At 68.4% G+C, this 20,874-nt stretch carries 22 protein-coding genes; 14 read left to right on the plus strand and 8 right to left on the minus strand.

All coding sequences use genetic code 11. The features are described 5' to 3' along the window. Positions 1–20: 20 nt before the first annotated feature. Positions 21–803, minus strand: coding sequence for an SDR family oxidoreductase (locus tag ACIA5H_RS06320; RefSeq protein WP_397074303.1), 783 nt, complete (start codon positions 801–803; stop codon positions 21–23). A gap of 62 nt (positions 804–865) precedes the next feature. Between ACIA5H_RS06320 and ACIA5H_RS06325 the strand changes: the two genes are divergently transcribed. The 5 genes from ACIA5H_RS06325 to ACIA5H_RS06345 all read left to right on the plus strand — a co-directional run bounded on the left by ACIA5H_RS06325 (position 866) and on the right by ACIA5H_RS06345 (position 5,152). Continuing rightward, on the plus strand, positions 866–1,630 hold the full coding sequence (locus ACIA5H_RS06325) for an enoyl-CoA hydratase family protein (RefSeq protein ID WP_039794869.1): 765 nt from the start codon (positions 866–868) through the stop codon (positions 1,628–1,630). A gap of 14 nt (positions 1,631–1,644) precedes the next feature. Next, positions 1,645–2,520, plus strand: a complete 876-nt coding sequence (locus tag ACIA5H_RS06330; RefSeq protein ID WP_397074305.1) for a CoA transferase subunit A — start codon at positions 1,645–1,647, stop codon at positions 2,518–2,520. Next, positions 2,520–3,278, plus strand: coding sequence for a CoA-transferase subunit beta (locus ACIA5H_RS06335; protein WP_397074307.1), 759 nt, complete (start codon positions 2,520–2,522; stop codon positions 3,276–3,278). The genes ACIA5H_RS06330 and ACIA5H_RS06335 overlap by 1 nt, the downstream gene beginning before the upstream one ends. Then, positions 3,275–4,369 carry a nitronate monooxygenase gene (locus ACIA5H_RS06340; protein ID WP_355076847.1) on the plus strand — a complete coding sequence of 365 codons (1,095 nt, stop codon included), beginning with the start codon at positions 3,275–3,277 and terminating at the stop codon, positions 4,367–4,369. Before ACIA5H_RS06335 ends, ACIA5H_RS06340 begins: the two co-directional genes overlap by 4 nt. A 321-nt stretch (positions 4,370–4,690) precedes the next feature. Further along, entirely contained in the window at positions 4,691–5,152 is a 462-nt protein-coding gene (locus ACIA5H_RS06345; RefSeq protein WP_355076845.1) for a YbhB/YbcL family Raf kinase inhibitor-like protein, read from the plus strand. A 325-nt stretch (positions 5,153–5,477) separates the two neighbouring features. On the opposite strand, the gene ACIA5H_RS06350 is transcribed toward ACIA5H_RS06345, so the two are convergent. Together ACIA5H_RS06350 and ACIA5H_RS06355 are read right to left on the minus strand one after the other, a co-directional pair. Further along, complete coding sequence (locus ACIA5H_RS06350; RefSeq protein WP_157106555.1) at positions 5,478–5,702, minus strand: hypothetical protein; 225 nt, start codon at positions 5,700–5,702, stop codon at positions 5,478–5,480. Then, positions 5,678–6,625: a hypothetical protein gene (locus ACIA5H_RS06355; protein WP_379250366.1), complete on the minus strand. Its 948-nt coding sequence runs from the start codon at positions 6,623–6,625 to the stop codon at positions 5,678–5,680. The genes ACIA5H_RS06350 and ACIA5H_RS06355 overlap by 25 nt, the downstream gene beginning before the upstream one ends. A 62-nt stretch (positions 6,626–6,687) precedes the next feature. On the opposite strand from ACIA5H_RS06355, the gene ACIA5H_RS06360 reads away from it, so the two are divergent. Genes ACIA5H_RS06360 through ACIA5H_RS06375 form a run of 4 tightly spaced genes read left to right on the plus strand, consistent with a single transcriptional unit; the run spans position 6,688 to position 10,074 of the window. Then, positions 6,688–7,608 carry a DUF3558 domain-containing protein gene (locus ACIA5H_RS06360; protein ID WP_397074311.1) on the plus strand — a complete coding sequence of 307 codons (921 nt, stop codon included), beginning with the start codon at positions 6,688–6,690 and terminating at the stop codon, positions 7,606–7,608. A 9-nt stretch (positions 7,609–7,617) separates the two neighbouring features. Next, a complete protein-coding gene (locus ACIA5H_RS06365; protein ID WP_397074313.1) occupies positions 7,618–7,998 on the plus strand; it encodes a hypothetical protein in 381 nt (126 codons plus the stop codon). Then, the gene (locus ACIA5H_RS06370) at positions 7,995–9,302 is read left to right on the plus strand and encodes a hypothetical protein (RefSeq protein WP_397074315.1); all 1,308 of its coding nucleotides are present in this window, start codon (positions 7,995–7,997) and stop codon (positions 9,300–9,302) included. The genes ACIA5H_RS06365 and ACIA5H_RS06370 overlap by 4 nt, the downstream gene beginning before the upstream one ends. After that, positions 9,295–10,074, plus strand: coding sequence for an ESX secretion-associated protein EspG (locus tag ACIA5H_RS06375; protein WP_355076837.1), 780 nt, complete (start codon positions 9,295–9,297; stop codon positions 10,072–10,074). The genes ACIA5H_RS06370 and ACIA5H_RS06375 overlap by 8 nt, the downstream gene beginning before the upstream one ends. 165 nt (positions 10,075–10,239) lie before the next feature. Here ACIA5H_RS06375 and ACIA5H_RS06380 read toward each other — a convergent pair whose 3' ends face one another. The 5 genes from ACIA5H_RS06380 to ACIA5H_RS06400 form a co-directional block, all read right to left on the minus strand. Next, positions 10,240–11,433, minus strand: coding sequence for an acetyl-CoA C-acetyltransferase (locus ACIA5H_RS06380; protein ID WP_397074318.1), 1,194 nt, complete (start codon positions 11,431–11,433; stop codon positions 10,240–10,242). 10 nt (positions 11,434–11,443) lie between these two features. After that, entirely contained in the window at positions 11,444–12,052 is a 609-nt protein-coding gene (locus ACIA5H_RS06385) for a TetR/AcrR family transcriptional regulator (protein WP_355076835.1), read from the minus strand. A gap of 45 nt (positions 12,053–12,097) precedes the next feature. Then, entirely contained in the window at positions 12,098–12,871 is a 774-nt protein-coding gene (locus ACIA5H_RS06390) for a hypothetical protein (RefSeq protein WP_379250361.1), read from the minus strand. Positions 12,872–13,070: 199 nt separating this feature from the next. After that, positions 13,071–13,868: an SDR family oxidoreductase gene (locus tag ACIA5H_RS06395; protein ID WP_397074321.1), complete on the minus strand. Its 798-nt coding sequence runs from the start codon at positions 13,866–13,868 to the stop codon at positions 13,071–13,073. Beyond that, positions 13,865–15,082, minus strand: a complete 1,218-nt coding sequence (locus ACIA5H_RS06400; RefSeq protein WP_355076830.1) for an acyl-CoA dehydrogenase family protein — start codon at positions 15,080–15,082, stop codon at positions 13,865–13,867. The genes ACIA5H_RS06395 and ACIA5H_RS06400 overlap by 4 nt, the downstream gene beginning before the upstream one ends. A gap of 75 nt (positions 15,083–15,157) precedes the next feature. Between ACIA5H_RS06400 and ACIA5H_RS06405 the strand changes: the two genes are divergently transcribed. From ACIA5H_RS06405 to ACIA5H_RS06425, 5 genes are read left to right on the plus strand one after another with little or no spacing between them, the layout of a single operon-like run. Beyond that, positions 15,158–16,705, plus strand: a complete 1,548-nt coding sequence (locus tag ACIA5H_RS06405) for a FadD3 family acyl-CoA ligase (protein ID WP_397074324.1) — start codon at positions 15,158–15,160, stop codon at positions 16,703–16,705. Then, complete coding sequence (locus tag ACIA5H_RS06410; RefSeq protein WP_379250359.1) at positions 16,705–17,610, plus strand: enoyl-CoA hydratase; 906 nt, start codon at positions 16,705–16,707, stop codon at positions 17,608–17,610. The genes ACIA5H_RS06405 and ACIA5H_RS06410 overlap by 1 nt, the downstream gene beginning before the upstream one ends. Then, a complete protein-coding gene (locus ACIA5H_RS06415; RefSeq protein ID WP_379250358.1) occupies positions 17,610–18,752 on the plus strand; it encodes an acyl-CoA dehydrogenase family protein in 1,143 nt (380 codons plus the stop codon). The genes ACIA5H_RS06410 and ACIA5H_RS06415 overlap by 1 nt, the downstream gene beginning before the upstream one ends. Then, positions 18,749–19,765 (plus strand): acyl-CoA dehydrogenase family protein, encoded by a 1,017-nt coding sequence (locus ACIA5H_RS06420; RefSeq protein WP_397074327.1) that lies wholly within the window; start codon positions 18,749–18,751, stop codon positions 19,763–19,765. Before ACIA5H_RS06415 ends, ACIA5H_RS06420 begins: the two co-directional genes overlap by 4 nt. Further along, positions 19,762–20,814, plus strand: coding sequence for an acyl-CoA dehydrogenase family protein (locus ACIA5H_RS06425; RefSeq protein WP_397074329.1), 1,053 nt, complete (start codon positions 19,762–19,764; stop codon positions 20,812–20,814). The genes ACIA5H_RS06420 and ACIA5H_RS06425 overlap by 4 nt, the downstream gene beginning before the upstream one ends. The last annotated feature ends 60 nt before the right edge of the window (positions 20,815–20,874 follow it).

Consider the following 20,874-nt stretch of genomic DNA (forward strand, 5'->3'; position numbering starts at 1 on the left):
TTCTTCGTGTGCGGTCTTGTTCAGGACTGCTGGTCGGCATTGGAAGCGGCGAGGAAGGCGGGCCGTTCGCCGCCGCCGTGCACCAGCAGGGTCGCGCCGCTGACGTATGCGGCCAGCGGCGAGGCCAGGAAGACGGCGCAGCGGCCGACGTCGTCGGGTCGGGCCATGCGACCCAGGGGAATGGTCCGGCCCACCGCGTCGACGCCGTCCTGATCGCCGTAGTGCAGTCGGCTCAGCTCGGTGTCGACCGGTCCCACCACCAGCGAGTTCACCCGAACCCTCGGCGCCCACTCGACGGCGAGCGAGCCGGTGAGACTGTCCACGCCAGCTTTCGCCGCGCCGTAGGCGGCGGTGCCCGGCGACGGACGGTGCCCGCTGACGCTGGAGATGTTCACGATGGAACCGCCCTCGTCCTGCCGCTGCATCACCGCGTTGGCGGCCTGCGCCAGCAGCAGCGGAGCGAGCAGGTTCAGCTCGACGATCTTGGCGTGGAACTTCTTGCTCGCCTCGGCGGCGAGTGCGAACGGAGCGCCGCCCGCGTTGTTCACCAGATGGTCGAGGCGGCCGTGGCGCTCGGTGATCGTGTCGATCAGGGCGCGCACCGCGTCCTCGTCCCGCACATCGCACGGCACGTAGTCGATCGAGCGGCCGTCGACTTCGACGGGCGCGTCAGCCGGTCGCCGCGCACAGGCCACGACGGTGGCGCCGGCGGCAAGGAACGCCTTGCTCACGCCCGCGCCCACACCGCGCACACCGCCCGTCACCAGAACGACGCGGCCGGACAGATCGATTTCGAGTGGCACCGTGCTAACCTACCAAGCAACTGCTTGCTTTGCCAATGCGTTCACACACGATGGGACTTGCCATGGGGATCAACCGCCACTCCGAATCGACCGGAATCAGCGTGGTCACGGTCGACTATCCGCCGGTCAACGCCATCCCCACGGACGGTTGGTTCGCCATCGCCGACGAAGTGCGCGCGGCGGGCCGCGACCCGGACACCAAGGTGGTGGTGCTGCGCGCGGAGAACCGCGGTTTCAACGCGGGTGTGGACATCAAGGAGATCCAGAGCAAGCCCGGCCATCAGGCGCTCATCGACGCCAATCACGGCTGCTTCGAGGCGTTCGCGGCGGTGTACGAGTGCCAGGTTCCGGTGATCGCGGTGGTACAGGGCTTCTGCCTCGGCGGCGGCATCGGTCTGGTGGGCAACGCGGATGTCGTGATCGCCTCCGACGACGCGACCTTCGGGCTGCCCGAGGTCGATCGCGGCGCGCTCGGCGCGGCCACCCACTTGGCACGGCTGGTGCCGCAGCACCTGATGCGCGCGCTGTTCTACACCGCGAGCACCATCACCGCCCAGCAGCTGCACCACTACGGCTCGGTGTACCAGGTGGTGCCGCGCGCCGAACTCGACGCCGCCGCCTTGGAGCTGGCCAAGAACATCGCGGCCAAGGACGGCCGGGTGATCCGGGCGGCCAAGCGGGCGCTGAACGGCATCGACGTGCAGGACGTGCACCGCAGCTACCGGTACGAGCAGGGATTCACCTTCGAACTCAACCTCGCCGGCGTCGCCGACGAGATCCGCGCCCGGTTCGACGACGACCTCGCGGCGCGCAAGAGCGGGCAGTGAGAGAGGAATTACCCATGCGAGACAAGCGGATGTCGCTCGACGAGGTCGTCGGCGAGCTGCGCAGCGGGATGACCATCGGCATCGGTGGCTGGGGGTCACGGCGCAAGCCGATGGCGCTGGTGCGAGCCATTCTGCGTTCGGACCTCACAGACCTGACCGTGGTCGGTTACGGCGGGCCAGATCTCGGGCTGTTGTGTTCGGCGGGGAAGGTGTGCAAGGCGTACTACGGCTTCGTGTCGCTGGATTCGGCGCCGTTCTACGACCCGTGGTTCGCCAAGGCGCGCACCGCGGGGGCGCTGGTCGCCCGTGAGATGGACGAAGGCATGCTCAAGTGCGGGCTGGAGGCCGCGGCGGCGCGACTGCCGTTCCTGCCGATCCGCGCCGGGCTCGGCTCGGACGTTCCGAACTTCTGGGAGGGCGAGTTGAAGACGGTCGAATCGCCCTACCCCGTCGACGGCACGCCGGAGACTCTGATCGCCATGCCCGCCCTGAATCTCGACGCGGCGCTGGTACACCTGAATCTCGGCGACGCGCACGGCAACGCCGCCTACACCGGCGTCGACCCCTACTTCGACGATCTGTTCTGCCTGGCGGCGCAGCGCCGCTACGTCTCGGTCGAGCGCGTCGTGGAGACCGACGAACTGGTGAAAACCGTCCCGCTGCAATCGCTGCTGCTCAACCGCATGATGGTGGACGGCGTGGTCGAGGCCCCCGGCGGCGCGCACTTCACCCTGGCGGCCGACGACTACGGCCGGGACGAGAAGTTCCAAAAGCACTACGTGGAGTCCGCGAAGACGCCGGAGTCGTGGCAGCGGTTCGTCGACACCTATCTGGCCGGCTCCGAGGAGCAGTACCAGGCCGCCGTCCGCCGATTCGCCGAGGAGGCGTGATGACCAGCACCGAGACCGTCACCCGCGCCGAGATCTGCGCCATCGCCTGCGCGGAGATCTTCAGCGGCGCGGGCGAGATCATGGCCAGCCCCATGTCGCCCATGTCCATCATCGGCGCGCGGCTGGCCAAGCTCACCACCGAACCGGATCTGCTGCTGTCCGACGGCGAGGCGCTGCTGTTCGCCGAGACTCCCCCGCTGGGCGGCAAAGCGCCGATCGAAGGCTGGATCCCGTTCCGGAGAGTCTTCGACGTGGTGGCGTCCGGGCGCAGGCACGTGGTGATGGGCGCCAATCAGATCGACCGGTTCGGCAACCAGAACCTTTCGGCGTTCGGCTCATTGCAGCAGCCGACCCGGCAGATGTTCGGTGTGCGTGGCGCGCCGGGAAACACGATCAATCACGCCACCAGCTACTGGGTCGCGCGGCACACCGAGCGCGTGTTCACCGAGAAGGTCGACATCGTCTCCGGGGTGGGATACGACAAGGTCGACGCGGCCGACCCGGCCTACCGCTTCCATCACCTGCACCGCGTGGTGACCAATCTGGGCGTCTTCGATTTCGAAGGTCCAGGCCACACCATGCGCGCACGCAGCCTGCACCCCGGCGTCACCGCCGACGAGGTCGCGGATAACACCTCGTTCGAGATCGCCGGGCTCGCCGAAGCGGGCGAGACGCGGCAGCCCACGGCCGAGGAGCTGCGGTTGATCCGTGAGGTGCTCGACCCCAAGAAGATTCGCGAAACCGAGGTCCCGTCATGAGCCCGCGCTTGCGTACCCCGCTGACCGATCTGGTCGGCATCGAACACCCGATCGTGCAGACCGGCATGGGCTGGGTCGCGGGCCCGAGCCTGGTGTCGGCCACCGCCGAAGCGGGCGGACTCGGCATCCTCGCCTCCGCCACCATGACCTTCGCCGAGCTCGAGGCGGCCATCGCGAAGACCAAAGCGCACACCGCGAAACCGTTCGGCGTGAACATCCGCGCCGACGCCGCGGACGCGTCAGAGCGGATCGATCTGCTGATCCGGGAGAAGGTGGCGGTCGCGTCGTTCGCGCTCGCGCCGAAGCAGGACCTGATCGCGAAGCTGAAAGACGCCGGGGTGGTGGTCATTCCGTCGATCGGCGCGGCCAAGCACGCGGTCAAAGTCGCATCGTGGGGTGCGGACGCCGTGATCGTGCAGGGCGGCGAGGGCGGCGGACACACCGGCCCGGTGGCCACCACCCTGCTGCTGCCCTCGGTGCTGGACGCGGTGGACATTCCCGTGGTCGCCGCGGGCGGATTCTTCGACGGGCGTGGTCTGGCCGCCGCCCTGGCGTACGGCGCGGCGGGTGTCGCGATGGGCACGCGGTTCCTGCTCACCCAGGAGAGCACCGTCCCCGATGCGGTCAAGCAGGAGTACCTGCGGCGACAGCTCCAGGACACGGTGGTGTCGCTCAAGGTCGACGGCATGCCGCACCGCGTGCTGAACACCGAACTGGTTCAGCGGCTTGAGCATTCGGGCCGTTGGCGCGGCCTCACCGCAGCGGTGGGCAACGCGGCCCGGTTCAAGAGCATGACCGGCATGAAATGGTCCACGATGGTCCGCGACGGCTTGGCCATGCGAAAGACCAAGGACCTCAGCTGGTCTCAGGTCGTCATGGCCGCGAACACGCCGATGCTCCTGCGCGCCGGATTGGTCGAGGGCAACACCCAGGCGGGCGTGCTCGCGGCGGGACAGGTCACGGGGATCATCGACGACCTGCCCACGTGCAAGGAACTGATCGATCGGATCGTCACCGACGCGGTGGAGCGGATCGAGACGATCGCGGCGCTGGCCGGAGACAAGCAGTCGGCGGGAACAGGGTCGGACTGAGGGATTGCGGCCGCCGGTTCGCCCTGGTGCCGCCCTGCCCGTGTCCAACTCGAAAGGGACCGACATCGGGCGACCCCCCGCATAGCCGGCCGGGCGAAGCGAGCCATGACCTCGAAGCCGACCTCGCGGTGGCCGACCGCCTACATGCAGTGATAACGGCTGATTTGCCCATAATCTGGATGGTCCCGCAACAGCGTCTTACGCTGGACTGACAACGACATAAAAGGGTTCGCCTGTCGATCGCCACATTGCGCCAGCCCGCCGTGCGACAGGCGAACCGTCGGACTCGATCACCATCCCTCGACTCGAGCGGAGGCCGCGATGCCCGCGACGAACGAGATCTCCGTGCGCAGTACCGCTTTCGACCATGGCGACCCGATTCCAGTGGTCTACACCTGCAAGGGCAGGAACGAGCCGCCGCCGCTGAACTGGACGATGCCCCCGGAAGCCGCCACATCGGCGCTGATCGTCGACGACCCGGACGCCCCGAGCGGCCTGTTCACCCATTGGGTGGTCAGCAATATCCCGACGACCACCACGTCCAGCGCGGAGGGGCAGACACCCGCGGGCGGGGTGGTCAGCCTCAACAGCGCGAAGCGCGCCGAATACTTCGGACCGTGCCCACCCGCAGGCACCGGCGTCCACCATTACCGATTCATCGTCTACGCGCTCTCGCGTCCCGTGAAGGTGGACGCGCGGACGTCGGCGAACGACGCGAGGTCCGCGATCGTCGACGCGAGCATCGGAGACGGCCAGCTCATCGGCACCTATACCGTCGACTAGCCACCTCACCCGCCAGGCGAGGGTGCGCCCCGCCTGACGCCTCGTCGAGTGGCACATAACGGAGGGTCTACTCGCGGTTCGCCTCAGCCATGTACCACTCGACTGACGGGTGCCTACCTTGCGGCGCTCTCCGCCTTCGATCGGCGCGAGAGGCCCACAGCGGAGGCTTGCATGCCGTGTGTGCGCTGGGCCGTGTCTATGTGTGCGCTGTGAACCGGAGCATCAGATCCGGGTACTCGGCTACGAGTTGTTCACCGCCGTGCCGTGAGCGAACTCGTGCGTCACCCACGGTGGGGCGCCGCGCGGTAGGCGGGCCGGGTGACGTTCACAGGCCGAAGGTTTCGCGTGCGCGGTTTTTCCATTCCTCGATCAGCCGGCGTGCTTGCCGGTCGAATTCTTCCCGGTCGGCCGCGGGCCAAGTATCGGGGTCGGTGTCGAGGCCACGTTCGGTGACGAACCGCATGAAATGGGTGGAGGTGGCTTTGCCGCGGGCCTCGATGAACTCACGTTCTTCCGGGGTGGGAGTCACAGTTTCTTCATCCCGTGCCATGACGATCCTTTCATCAGTTCCTCGCCGAGTTTCAGCTTGTCACCGGTGAGCATGACCAGTTCCTGGGGTGAGGGATATCCCACCGGCGGTCCGTCGAATCGTGTGCGCATGTCCTGAAGTAGCGCTGTGTCGGCGGGGCTCAGCGTGCCAATTTCCCCGTCGAGCAGTGAGTCGATCCTCGATCTCATGCTGTTGACGGACTTCGCCAGTTTCACCGGATCCGGGTTCCAGTCGTAGCCGGCCTTGGCCCAGGCGACCGCGCCGTCGAGTGAGTCGTCTTGCCGCAGTCTCGTGGCGGTCAACTCTATTCTGTCCACACCCGATCGACGGAAGTAGTCCTCTGTGGATGCGGCGAAGGCAGTGGAGAATCCCTTGCCCGTGAAGCCTTCGTTCAGTTCGGTGAGGTCATGGGTGACTACGAGCCTCCCGTCGTTGTCGCGCGTGAAGCTGTAGAGCAGCGAGCCGGCGTCTTCTCCGCCGGGACCGGAGATCTTCGCGGTGAACCCCACGTTGTCGGGGTGAATGCTTCCGTCCTCGCGTTCCCAAGGCCGTTCGTACCAGGCGCCGAGATCCTCGAGGTGATAGGGACCGTACTTGCGCTGTAGTCCTCCCAACTCCCGGGTCAGGTCGTAGTCGTCGAGATCGCCGCGCCGAGCGCCGTCGAAGAGGTCACCCAGCGGCCGCATATGCGACAGATCGGTGAGCGGTGTCCGCCCGGAGCGTGCGGCGACAGGAGCCGAACCGCCCGCGGCCTCGCTCGGTTCTCGGGTGCCCGCGATCCGGTCGTATCCGTCCTGGTCGCTTCTTCGGATGACGCGGTCGGTTTCTCTGACGCCTTCGGCTTTGCCGTGTATCCAGGCATTGTGACCCTCGGCTTGGCGCCGCAGCATTCCGCGCAGATCGTCACGGACTCGCCTGAACAACTCCCTGACAGCATTGGCCCCCGGACCCCTCATCTAATCAGCGCTCCACTGCCACCGATCGGATGCAGGGCAGCATCATCGAGCCAAAGCAGCACGAGCTCAACGATGTTCGCCACCCCCGAACTGTACAGAAAAGATGGTCACTAATAATTGAACAGTCGAACGTTACGAACATTTCGAATACGTGGAACTTCCAATTCGGCGTTATCGACCGCCCGGAAGCGCGAGCGTGTCAGGATTCCGCTCACCTGCGCCACTATGCTCCGGTTTCCGCCGCGCTCGGCCTCACCCGTCGGCGACTGTTGCGACCCCGTGAACCGCCCAGTAGCGTCGATCCCAGCTTGCAGGGGGCGGAGGAGCCGGTCCGGCCCCCGTCGATGCGTTACGGCCCCGGCGGTGAGGAACCGATGACGAGCTGGGGGAAAGTCTTGCGCGGCGCGGTGCTCGCCACCAGCGCGGTGGTAGCGCTGGCTGGGTGTAGTGACACCACCGGGGGCACACCGACTCAGACCACGTCGGCGCCCCCGACGAGCTCGGCCACGAAGTCGCCCGATCCCGATGCCGCGCTGTGGAATCCTTGCGATCTGCCTGAGTCAGCGATATCGGGGACAGGCTTGGACCCGGCAAGCAAAGAAAAAGACGTTGCTGGGGTGGACTTCACCGGTTGGAAGGTGTGTGGCTGGCGAGCGAGCTCACGCTGGTACGACCTGACGATCTTCTCCGGGACGCCGACACTCGACGAGTACATGCAGCGTCCTGACTTCGAGCACTTCGTGCCACAGACCGTCGGCTCACGTCGCGCCGTCGAATTCTTGGATGTCGGCGACACTCAACGTCTCGGTTGCAGCATCGCGATCGCAGTGCGGGGAGGAACGGTGTCGTTCGGTGTCCTCACCCGGTATTCAGTTGGCAAGCAGGGCGATCCGTGCGTCCAAGTTCACCGCCACGTAGACGATTTGGCGAAGTACCTGCCCGGAAGCTGAGGAGAAGCCATGATATCGGGCGCAGACGGGCAAGAATGGCGAAGGGTTCTGGACCTGGCCAACTCGGGTGAGATCGCCTTACATCCCGACGTGGGACGTGGGCTGGACAAGGCCTGCGACGATTACCTGAACCGGCTCGACGGATTGCTGCAAATGACGCGGCGCGTCAGACTCGTGAGTGGGTTCGGCGGTTTTCCTTCGAGCAATGCCCTGCAAGAGAAGTTCAGCCTGAAATCGACCGGCACCGAGCAATCCTTGGACGCCGTACTCATGCAGCACATCGACGCGGTAAAGATCGCGAAAGAGGTTGTCGCCAAAGCAATCGCCAACTTCGTCGAGCTGGACCAGTCGAGAGCCGACCAGTTCACCGGCTTGGACGCGCAACCATGACCTACGAGGAGTACCGTGCCCGGATCATCGCCGCGCAGGAGCAGTGGAATCGGGAGCGTGACACGATCTACGACTTCACCAGCCGGTTGGGCACGTCGTTCCAGGGGGAATACGAGCCGCCGCGCATTCCGGGACCGGACAACTACGACAGCATGACGTTGGCGCAGATGGTCGACGCCGTGAACGCGATGCGGCCGGGTACGGTGCGCGAGGCGTCGGAGGCCTGGTTGAACATCGGGATGAATCTGACCGGTGCGATTCAGGCGTTCAACGAGCAGTTCGGCCGCACCGTGACCGGGGACGGCACGAATCCGGGCTGGACCGGGCAATCCGGGAAAGCGGCCGCGGACGCGGTGACGAACTACCGGAATCAGTCGGGGAATCTCGCGGATGCCGCGTGTCTGGTGAGTTTCAAGCTGTCGGAGATGCATACCGGTCTCGAGCAGACGCAGGCATTGATGCCGCAGGCCACCGAACGCCCGGACCTGAGGGATAAGACGCTGCCCCAAGACGGTGTCATGAAGGCGGGCGATTACACCGAAGAGGAGGCGACGCAGGAAGCGAGGCGGATTCTGCGGACGGTGTACGGCCAAGTCGCGAATCAGACCGACCACGGTGTGCCCGTCCTGCCCACGGCCCCGCAGATCGTGGCAGATCCCGGGCAGCAGCCGGGTATCTCGTCACCTGGCGCTTCGAATACCTCCGCACCGCAGACGACGACTACCGAGTCGAACCAGCCCGAAGCCGCGCAACCGGAGACCACCGACCGATCCGACGACGGCCCGCGACAATCGCCCGAGAACAACCCCGCCACCACTCCGCAGGCAGTCACCCCGGCGGGTGCGGACCAGTCGACCGGCGTACAACCGACGACATCGAACACGCCGTCGACGACACCGAGCAGCACCACTACGCCGAGCCCGAACTTCACCACCGCTCCGGCGACGCCTGGTCGGCCCGGGACGACGAGCCCGAATACACCCGGGCGTCCCGGCGCCCCCGTCGTATCCGGTGCACCGAACATCACCGGAACTCCCGCACCGGGCCGCAACGTCCCGGCCGGTCCGCAGCAGCCGAACGCGCTGCGGGCCGCCACGGCGACCGGAGCCCAGACGGCGCGAACCGGCACGACCGGAACGAGCGGCATCGCCCCGGGGATGGGGTCTCGCGGCAAGGACGACGAACGCGAGACATCGGGCGTCAAGGACTATCTGATCAGCCAGCACCACGGCGAGGAACTCACCGGTCTGGATTCCTTGCCGAAGGCCGTTCCTCCGGTCATCGGAGACAACCCGCATGGCTGACTGGCGCTTCACCGGGCAGGAATTCGAAATCCTTTGGTCCGCCTATGGTCGCGACCGTCTGCCGTACCCGCTGCAATATCGTCCGGAAGAGATGGATTTCGCCGATCTGAAGCGTCAACGCGAGGAAGCGGTCGACGCGCTGCTCGGGCGATACGCCGTCGAGCTGGAACAGGCGCTGGACGTATTGCTGGAGCCGGAGGTACGGGTCGAGTCCAAAGGCATGGGCGGCCCGGACATGTCGATCGTGTTCCGTTTCCACGGCGCGGTACGCGGGCAGGCCGGGGCCACCCTGGTCCAGCTCCCCGGCCACGCACCGGACACCGGAGCTGACGTGATCGTGAGTTATTGCGCCGCGGGGCGAGTCGCCGCCAAAGCGGTGGCCGCGCTGCCGAAGATGCCTGCGGGCACGCATCCGCCGATCGAAGTGCGCCGCGAAGAAGTAACCGCCGATCGGGAACGGCCGGTGCGCAAGCCGTACGAGGTCGGCACCGTGGCGCGGCTGGACCAGATCTTCAAGCGGGAACGCCTCGGGCTGGGCGAGGTCACGGTGTTCGCCGGCCCGGCCGTCGACGCCCGCCCGAGTTTCGGGCGCGGTTTCTGGTGGATGGACTACACGGATGGCCGCTACTACGTGAGAACGGGCGACCCCATCGTCGCCAAACCGCTCGCCCCCGCCGCTATGGCGGCCGAGATCAACCGTCTCACCGTGCTGACCCAGCGTTACTACCGCGAGGACCGCGAACACGACGAGTACCTGCGCTCACAGCGATAAGGACCGCGCGAACGGCGGGTCCACCAGAGCCGTGGCGCCATCAATGATGGGTCGACTCAGGGGCAGTCGGATCACGAGGTGCAATCCGACTGACCACGACCCGTCGCCATCCGCGACATACGAGCGGCATGTCGAACTTCTCGGCGTGCCGCTCGCTCGCGCGGATCAGCGCGGCAGGCGCTCGATGATGGTGGCGTTGGCGGTGCCGCCGCCCTCGCAGATGGTGAGCAGGCCGTAGCGGCCCTCGATCCGTTCGAGCTCGTTGAGCAGCGTCGCGAAAAGCTTCGCGCCGGTCGCGCCGAGCGGGTGACCGAGGGCGATGGCGCCGCCGTTGACGTTGACCTTCTCGGGATTCGCGCCGGTCTCCTTCAGCCAGGACAGCACCACGGGCGCGAACGCCTCGTTGATCTCGATCACGTCGATGTCATCGATGGTGAGACCGGACTTCTCCAGCGCCCACTTGGTCGCCGGGATCGGCGCGGTGAGCATGTAGATCGGGTCCGCGCCGCGCGCGCTCACGTGGTGGATGCGCGCTCGCGGCGTCAAGCCGTACTCCCGCACCGCCCAGTCCGAAGCGAGCAGGGTGGCGCTGGCGCCGTCGGAGATCTGGCTGGCCACCGCGGCGGTCAGCGGGCTGCCCTCGGCCAGCGCGGGCAGCGAAGCCATCTTCTCCAGGCTGGTCTCGCGCGGGCCCTGGTCGATCCAGAAATCGCCGACCGGCACGATCTCGTTGTCGAAGCGGCCGTTCTTGATCGCGTCGCGGGCCCGCTCGTGGCTGCGCAGCGCCCAGCGTTCCATTTCCGCCCGGCTGATGTCCCACTTCTCGGCGATCAGCTGGGCCGCGCGGAACTGGGTCACCTCGGCGGTGCCGTAGCGGTGATCCCAGCCCTGCGATCCGACGAACGGCGAGTCGAAGCCGTACTCCTTGCCCGCGAACATGGCCGCGGAGATCGGGATCGCGCTCATGTTCTGCACGCCGCCCGCGACGATCACCTCGGCGGTGCCGCTCATGATGGCTTGGGCGCCGAAATTGATGGCCTGCTGGCTGGATCCGCACTGCCGGTCCACCGTGACGCCGGGCACCTCTTCGGGATAGCCCGCGGCCAGCCACATGGTGCGGCCGATGTTGCCCGCCTGGGGGCCGACGTTGTCGACGCAGCCGACGATGACGTCGTCCACATTCCCCGGGTCGATCGGGTTGCGGTCCAGCAGGCCGCGCAGCGCGGCCGCGCCCAGATCGGCCGGGTGCACGCCCGCCAGTGCGCCGCCGCGCTTGCCGACCGGGGTGCGTACCGCATCGATCACGTAGGCGTCCCGCAGCGGGGCATACGGACGACGGGACGCGGAAGGTGCTGACATGTAAGGACTCCTACGTGGTGCGCTCGCCGGCGGTGAGCCCGTCGAGCACGATGGTCAGGTACTGCTTCGCGAGGTTCTCGACGGTGACCGAGCCGCCGGGGCGGTACCACCGCACCGCGACCCACACCGTGTCACGCAGGAACCGGTAGGCCAGTTCGACATCCAGCTCCGGCCGGAAACTGCCGTCCTGGACGCCGTTGGTCAGCACCCGGTGCCACAGCTCGCGGAATTCGCGGTTGTACGCGGCGATGTAGGTGAACCGCTCCGAGTCGCGCAGCCGCTTCGCCTCGGCCTGGTAGATCGCCACCGCGGCGTGCCAGCGGTCGAACGACTCGTAGGACGCGAGCACCAAGGCTTCCAAGGTGTCTCGCGAACTCAGACCGGAGGCGACGATCTCGCGGTAGCGGCCGAACAGTTCGTCCAAGAACCCGCGCAGGATCTCGTCCACCATCGACTCCTTGGAATCGAAGTGGTGATAGAGGCTCCCCGATAGGATCCCGGCCGCGTCGGCGATGTCGCGCACTGTGGTCGCGCGCAATCCCCGCTCGGCGAACAATTCGGCCGCCAAGGCGAGCAACTCGCTGCGCCGTGCTGATTTAGAGGCGTCTGGTGCGGGCACACGGCCATCATACAACCAAGCATTTGCTTGGTACAGCGGCCCCGTTCAACGGGCCGAATAGCGCAGCGGCGAGGACACCGAGAGATCGGCGAGCAGGCGATCGCAGATGATCACCGGCGAGACGCCCGCGCGCGCCATCCTGGCGACGAGCGCGAGACGACGTTCGCAGCTGTCCCACTCCACGGTGAGCTGACCGCGATCGGGACCGGCGTCCACCGTAGCCATCACCCGCGGCGGGCCGCCGCGCACCGGCTCCTCGCTCAGCTTGAGCACCATGCCGCGCTGCCAGGCGTGGTAGGTGTCCATGTCGGCCCCGATCACCAGTTTGTCGGTGGCCGCGCACAGGCCCTGCGCGATCTCGTCCGAGAAGGTCACCTGGTCGAAACGGAATTTCCGGCATTTCGCGACCACCGCGAGCAAGTCGGCGCGCACCTCGCACAGCAAGTCCGTCTGGCGCTGCCTGCGCTGCTCCTGCTCGCTCTCCGTGCTGTCGGCGCTGAGTCCGATGCGCCGGGCGCGCTCGCGATCGCGCGCCAGATCGGCCCGCAGGGCGCCCCGCGGATCGCGGGCGACCTCTCCCTCGTCGACGGCGTGCTGCTCGAGAATCCGCTCGGCCGCCGTGGCGACCGCGCTTTCGGAGGTGTGCTCGATGAGCTCGGCGCCGAGGGTGAGGGCCGAGAGGACGAGGCTGTCGAGCCGCCGCCTGGCCAGCACGACTTCGCGCACCACATCGAGTTCCAGTTGTTCGCGGGCAGGTGGGCGATCGCGACCCATAGCCATCGCCCCCTTGAAGAGCGCTGATCCGATCTCATCCAGCATGGCACACCGCGCCACGCTCCGGCTCGTCCTTTTCCACCTGATCAGCCGCCCATTTCACGCGGCAGCCGCGATACGAGAAGGCGATCGCAATACGGCGTGGAAGATCTCTCCGGGCGTGGCGGACGAACGGCTGCTCGATGGTCGCCGGGGTGCGCTCGTCCGCCTCATGCAGAGCGGACGAGCCCGAAAAGCCCGTGGCTCAGGCGCGTTGGCTGCTGATCGAGACCACCTCGCCGGTCAGGTAAGTGGTGTAGTCACTGGCCAGCATCGCGATCGTGGCGGCGACCTCCCAGGGCTCGGCCGCGCGGCCGAACGCCTCGCGCTCCGACAGCCGGTCGAGCAGCTCGGTCGAGCTGACCTTATCCAGGAAGGCGTGCCTGGCGATGCTCGGGGCCACCGCATTGATCCGGACGCCGAGTTCGGCAGCCTCGATTGCGCTGCACCTGGTCAACGCCATGACGCCCGCCTTGGCCGCCGCGTAGTGCGCCTGGCCGTACTGCGCGCGCCAGCCGAGCACGCTGGCGTTGTTCACGATCACGCCGCCGTGGCCCGCGTCGCGGAAGTAACCGAGGGCGGCCCTGGTGCAGCGGAAGGTGCCGTTGAGGGTGATGTCGAGGACGCGGTCCCACTGCTCGTCGGTCATGTCGACCACGGGCGTCTCCCCGCCCAGCCCGGCGTTGTTGACCATGACGTCGATGCGGCCGACGGCCTCGGCGGCGCCGCGGATCAGCGCGTTCACCTGTTCGGTGCTCTGCACGTCGCACGGGATCGAGGCGACCCGCCGGTCCGGGAACTCGGCGGCCAGCTCGGTCGCGGTCTCGGCCAGACGCCGCTCGTGCCAGTCGGAGACCACCACGTCCGCGCCCTCGGCCAGCAGCCTGCGCGCGGTGGCCGAGCCGATGCCGGTGCCCGCCGCCGCGGTGATCACGGCCGAACGTCCGGTCAGCAGGCCGTGCCCAGGAACGGGCGCGGGGGCGACCGACAGCGGCCCGGTCACGGGCGGGCCTCGCGCGGCAGGCCGAGCACCCGCTCGGCGATGATGTTGCGCTGCACTTCGTTCGAACCTCCGTAGATGGTGTCGGCGCGGGTGAACAGATACAGCCGCTGCCATTCGTTGAGATCGTTCTCGCCCGCCACCAGGCCGCGGGCGCCGAGCACGGCCATCGCCAGCTCCCCCAGCCCGCGATGCCAATTGGCCCACAGCAGTTTCGCCACCGAGGCCTGGCCAGCGCCGTCGTCCACGCCCGCGCCCTCCATCGTGCGCATGGCGTGCGCGCGCAGCACGCGCAACCCGACCCAGGCGCGGTCGATCCGGTCGGCGATCAGCGGGTCGTCGGCCGCGCCGGTGCGGCGGGCCAGAGCCTCGATGTCGGCCAGTTCGCGGGCGAACCGGATCTGCTGACCCAAGGTGGAGATGCCGCGCTCGAAGGTGAGCGTGCCCATGGCGATCCGCCAGCCGTCGCCCGGCTCGCCGACCACCAGGTCGGCCGCGGTGCGGGCGTTGTCGAAGAAGACCTCGTTGAATTCCGAGGTCCCGGTCAGCTGAATGATCGGACGCACGTCGATGCCCGGCTGCCGCATCGGGACCAGCAGGTAGGACAGACCCTTGTGCCTGGCGGAGCCGCGCTCGGTGCGGGCGACGACGAAGCACCAGTCGGCCACGTGAGCCAGCGAGGTCCAGATCTTCTGCCCGTTGATCGACCACTCGTCGCCGTCCAGGTGCGCCGAGGTGGTGATGGCGGCCAGGTCGGAGCCTGCGCCGGGCTCCGAATAACCCTGGCACCACAGTTCGCTGACGTTGCGGATGCCGGGCAGGAAGCGGTCCTTCTGGGCCTGGGTGCCGAACGCGAGCAAGGTCGGGCCGAGCAGTTCCTCGCCGACGTGCGACACCCGCGCGGGGGCGTTCGCCTTGGCGTACTCCTCGTGGAAGATGACCTGCTGGCGCACCGTGGCCTCGCGGCCGCCGTACTCCTTCGGCCAGCCCAGGCAGGTCCACCCGGCCGCGGCCAGGTGCCGGTCCCAGGCCAGGCGTTCGTCGAACGCCTCGTGTTCGCGGCCGGGACCGCCGAGGCCGCGCAGCGCGCGGAATTCGCCGTTGAGGTTCTCCTCCAGCCACTCGCGCACTTCGGCGGCGAATCGCTCGTCCTGCACGGCGGAAAACCGCCCGGCCGGAGCGGCGGTGTCGGATTCTGAGGTCTGGATCGCACCCACGCCGGTAGGATAACCTACCAAGCACTTGCTTTGTAGAGTGCACGCATAACTCGCTCGCGGACGGTAAGGACAACCGTGACAACCCCTGCACAGACGACACCGATGGCACTGCACCACGCCGCTCGGACCTTCGGCGACGCCCCGGCGATCGCCGACGGCGAGGTGCGGCTGAACTGGGCCCAGTTGCTCGAGGCGGTCCAGGAAGTGGCACGGGCGCTCATCGCACGCGGGGTGCGGACGGGCGACCGGGTGGCCATGTGGGCGCCCAATACCCACCACTGGGTGATCGCCGCGCTCGCCGCGCACTACGCGGGCGCGGCGCTGGTGCCGCTGAACACCCGCTACGTGGCCGACGAGGCCGCCGACGTGCTCGGACGGGTGGACGCGAAGGCCCTGTTCATCGCGGGGCCCTTCCTCGGCCGCGACCGTTTGGCCGAACTGCGCACGTCCGATCTGGCCATCGACACGGTGGTGGTGATCCCGGTCGAACCCGGCACGGAGAACACCGACATCGCCGCGCTGGACTGGTCGGAACTCGCGACCGTCGCCGCGCCGGTCACCGTGGCCGAAGCCGAGGAACGCGCCGAGTCGGTCCGCCCCGACGACATTTCAGACATCCTGTTCACCTCCGGCACCACCGGCCGCAGCAAGGGCACGCTGGTCGCGCACCGGCAGGCGCTTTCGGTGGTGCGGGCCTGGGCGGAGTGCGCCAGCTTGCGGGGCGACGACCGGTATCTGGTGGTGAACCCGTTCTTCCACAACTTCGGATACAAGGCGGGCATCCTCGCCTGCCTGGTCACGGGCGCCACGATCATCCCGCAGGTCACCTTCGACGTACCGGAGACGATGCGGCGGATCGGCGCGGAGCGGATCACCGTGCTGCCCGGTCCGCCGACGATCTACCAGACGATCCTGGATTTCCCGCGCCGCGCCGAATTCGACTTGAGCTCCCTGCGCGTGGCCGTCACCGGAGCGGCGACGGTGCCGGTGGTGCTTATCGAGCGGATGCGCTCGGAACTGGCCTTCGACGTCGTCATCACCGCCTACGGCCTGTCCGAGAGCGCGGGTTTCGGCACCATGTGCCGCGTCGATGACGACGCCGAGACCATCGCGAACACCTGCGGCAGGCCGATCGCGGATTTCGAATTGCGCCTCGGCGAGGCGGGCGAGGTCCTGCTGCGCGGGCCGAACGTGATGCTCGGATACCTGGACGACCCGGAAAGCACCGCGGAGACGATCGACGAGGACGGCTGGCTGCACACCGGCGACATCGGCACGGTCGACGACCGCGGATACCTGACGATCACCGACCGGCTCAAGGACATGTACATCTCCGGCGGCTTCAACGTCTACCCCGCCGAAGTGGAACAGGCGCTGGCCCGGCTGGACGGCGTCGCGGAGTCGGCGGTCATCGGCGTGCCCGACACCAGGATGGGCGAGGTGGGCAAGGCGTACGTGGTGCGCAAGCCCGGCTCGGGCCTCACCGAGGACCAGGTGCTCGCCCACGCCACCACCGTGCTGGCCAATTTCAAAGTGCCGCGGTTCGTCGAGTTCCGCGACCAGCTGCCCTACAGCGCCGCCGGGAAAGTGCTCAAGCGTCAACTACGTGAGGAGAAGTCGTAATGTCGGAACCGGCAACCCCGGACGAGGGTCCGGCGATCCCGGACGAAGGTGAGGTCGTCACCTACGAGCGGCGCGGACGCGTCGCGATCGTCACGCTGAACCGGCCGGACTACCGCAACGCGCAGAACTCGGTGATGACCTACGCCCTCGACGCCGCGTTCGAGCGCGCCGTGGAGGACCCCGAGGTCGGAGTGATCGTGCTCGCGGGCAACGGCAAACACTTCAGCGCCGGGCACGACATCGGCACGCCCGGCCGCGACCACCACGTGCGGTACCAGAACAAGGCCGCGCTGTGGTGGGACCACGTGGACCGGGCCGGCGGCGACCAGCGCTTCGCCCGCGAGCTCGAGGTCTACCTCGGCATGTGCAGGCGCTGGCGGGAGATCCCCAAGCCGACCATCGCCATGGTGCAGGGCGCCTGCATCGCGGGCGGGCTCATGCTGGCCTGGGTGTGCGATCTGATCATCGCCTCCGACGACGCGTTCTTCTCCGATCCCGTGGTCCGCATGGGCATTCCGGGCGTCGAGTACTTCGCGCACCCGTGGGTGATGGGTCCGCGCGCGGCCAAGGAGTTCCTGTTCACCGGCGACCGGTTCGGAGCCGCGCAGGCCAAGGAGTGGGGCATGGTCAACCGGGTGGTGCCGCGCGCCGAACTGGAGGCCGAAACCCTCGCGCTGGCCGAGAAGATCGCCACCATGCCGCAATTCGGTCTCGCGCTGACGAAGAAAGCGGTCAATCAGGCCGAGGACCTGATGGGCATGCGCTCGGGCATGGATTCGGTCTTCGGCCTGCACCACTTCGCGCACGCGCACAACGCCGAGGTCGGCGCCGACTCGCTGGGCGGCATGAACGCCAAGTCGATGAAGGCCTCCGCGAGCACCGCAGAACAGAACGGAACGACCTAGTGGATCTGGATCTCGATCTGACGACCCAGGAATTCCAGCGGGAGGTCCGCGAATTCCTGGCCGCGAACAAACCCGCGAAACCGCTGCCCTCCATGGACACCAAGGCGGGATTCGAGGCGCACCGCGCGTGGGAGCGCACCCTCGCCGACGCCCGGCTCTCGGTGGTGGCATGGCCGGAGGAGTTCGGCGGGCGCGATGCCTCGCTGCTGGAGTGGGTGCTGTTCGAGCAGGAGTACTACGCGGCGGGCGCGCCGGGGCGGGTCAGCCAGAACGGCATATTCCTGCTGGCGCCAACCCTTTTCGAGCACGGCACCACGGAACAGCTGGAACGGATCATGCCGCGGATGGCGCGCGGCGACGACATCTGGGCGCAGGCGTGGTCGGAGCCCGAAGCGGGCAGCGACCTGGCCGGTATCCGCTCGACCGCCCGGCGCACCAACGGCGGCTGGCTGCTGAGCGGCCAGAAGACGTGGAGTTCGCGCGCCGCCTTCGCGGACTGGGCCTTCGGACTGTTCCGCAGCGACCCGGAGGCCGAGCGGCACAAGGGCCTCACCTACGTGATGTTCCCGCTGACCGCCGACGGGGTCTCGGTGCGCCCGATCCCGCAGCTGGACGGCGAACCCGGCTTCGCGGAGATCTTCCTCGACGACGTGTTCGTGCCCGACCGCGACGTCATCGGCGCGCCCGGCGAGGGCTGGCGCGTCGCGATGAGCACCTCCAGCAACGAACGCGGCCTCTCGCTGCGCAGCCCCGGGCGGTTCAGCGCCACCGCGCGACGGCTGATCGATTTGTGGCGCGAGGCGGGCGACGAGGACAACACCGCGCAGCGCGACGCGGTGGTGGACGCCTGGATCGGCAGCGAGGCCTACCGGCTGCACACGTTCGGCACGGTCACCCGGCTCAACGAAGGCGGCAAGCTCGGCGCGGAATCCTCGATCACGAAGGTGTTCTGGTCCGAACTCGACATCGCCATGCACGAGACCGCGCTCGAGGTGCTCGGTCCGGCGGCGGAACGTTCCGGGCCGTGGACGGACGGATACCTGTTCGCGCTGTCGGGACCGATCTACGCGGGCACCAACGAGATCCAGCGCAACATCATCGCCGAGCGGCTGCTCGGACTACCGAGAGGAAGCAGCCGATGAGATTCGCGCTCAGTCCCGAACAACTCGATTTCGCCGCCAGCCTGCGCAAACTGCTGGAGGCGGGCCGCGCGCCCTCCGCCGTGCGCGCGTGGGCGTCCGGCGACAGCGGGCCCGGTCGCGCGTTGATCCGGCAACTGGCCGAGGCCGGTGTGCTGGGTCTGGCCGTGGCGGAGGAGCACGGCGGCATCGGCGCCGAACCGATCGATCTGGTCGTGGCGTTCCAGGAGATCGGCCGGGCAGCCGTGCCGGGACCGGTGCTGGAGACCGCCGCCGCGATTCCGGCTCTGCTGCAAGCGCTTCCGGGCCGTGATCCGGCCGAGCGCTGGCTGCCCGGCTTCGCGGAGGGCACGGCGCTGGGCACCGTCGCCTTCGCGAGCGGTGTCGCGCTGGACGCCGACACCGCCGAGGTGGTCCTGCTGGCCGGTGAGCAGCTGTCCCTCGGGCACCGCAGCGGCCTGGTGCGATCGGTCGATCCCGCCCGCCGCCTGTTCACGGTCGCCGCGGCCGAGCCCGTCGCCGAGGGTGGGCAGGTCGCCGCGGCCGTGGCCGCCGGTTTCGACACCGGCGCGCTGGCCTGCGCGGCCCAGCTGCTCGGCGCGGGAAAGGCCCTGCTGCACGCGTCCACCGAATACGCCAAGCAGCGCAAGCAATTCGGTAAACCGATCGGCGAGTTCCAGGCTGTGAAGCAGAAGCTGGCCGACGTGCTCATCGCGCTGGACCTGGCCGAGCCGCTGCTCTACCGGGCCGCGCTGACCATGACCGGACCAACTCGGAGCCGCGACGTCTCGGCCGCCGTGATCGCCTGCGGCGACGCCGCCTACCGCGCGGCCCGCACCGCGCTCCAGGTACACGGCGCGATCGGTTACACCGCCGAGTACGACCTGTCGCTGTGGCTGACCAAGGTGACCGCGCTGCGTTCGGCCTGGGGCACACCGGACCTGCATCGCGCCCGGATCGCACGGGCGCTGCGGGAGGACACCGACCAGGAACGCGCCGAGCGAGGCATCGCATGACCGCCGAACACCAGGAATTCCTCGCCTCGGTGCGTGCACTGCTGACCAAGCACGCCGGGTCCGCGGCGGTGCGCGCCGCGATGGACAGCGAACTCGGCTACGACCCGGCGCTGTGGCGGCTGCTGTGCGAGCAGATCGGCGTCGCGGCGCTGGCGATTCCCGAGGAATACGGCGGCTTCGGTGCGAGCCTGGTCGAATCCCTGCTGGTGGTGGGCGAATTGGGTCGCACGCTCGCCGGGGTTCCGATGCTCGGCTCCGCCGTTCTCGGTGGACAGGCGGTGCTGCTTTCGGGCGACGACGAAGCGTGCGCACGGCTACTGCCCGAGGTGGCGGAGGGCACGCGCACGATCGCGGTCTGCTGGGCCGACGAGCGCGGCTGGGACGAGCCGGGTGTGCACGAGACGGACGGCGCCCTCACCGGGACCGCGCACTACGTGCTCGACGGTATGTCGGCCGACACCTTCGTCGTCGTCACGCCGACCGGTCTGTTCGAGATCGAACCCACCGCACCGGGCGTCACCCGCAGGCCCGCGCCCACCATGGACCCCACCCGCAAACTGGCCGAAGTCGGTTTCGCCGACGCGCACGCGCGACGGCTCGGCTCGGGTGACCAGTCCGGGACGGTCGCCCGGCTGCGCGAGATCGCGTGGGCGGCGGTGGCGGCGGAGCAGGTCGGCGCCGCCGACCGCTGCCTGGAGACGACGGTCGACTACGCCAAATCCCGCGTGCAGTTCGGCCGGGTGATCGGCAGTTTCCAGGCGCTCAAGCACCGCATGGCGGACATGTACGTGCTGCTGGAATCGGCCCGGTCCGCGTCCGTCGCGGCGACCGCGGCGGTGGCGGCGAACAGCCCCTCGGCCGCCGAGGACGTCTGGGTCGCCCGCGTGCACTGCTCGGAGGCGCTCGCCGCCATCGCGGCCGAGACCGTCCAGTTGCACGGTGGCATCGCGATCACCTGGGAACACGACGCGCATCTGTTCTTCAAGCGCGCCCACGCGGACGCGCAGCTCTTCGGGGCCGCGCACCGCCCGATGACGCAGCCCGCCTGAGCCGGGTCAGGGCGCGCCGACCTGGTCGGCGGCGCGCCCTTCCTCGATAGGCTGTCCGGC

This window comes from Nocardia sp. NPDC051900, assembly GCF_044452545.1.
Lineage (GTDB): Bacteria > Actinomycetota > Actinomycetes > Mycobacteriales > Mycobacteriaceae > Nocardia > Nocardia sichangensis.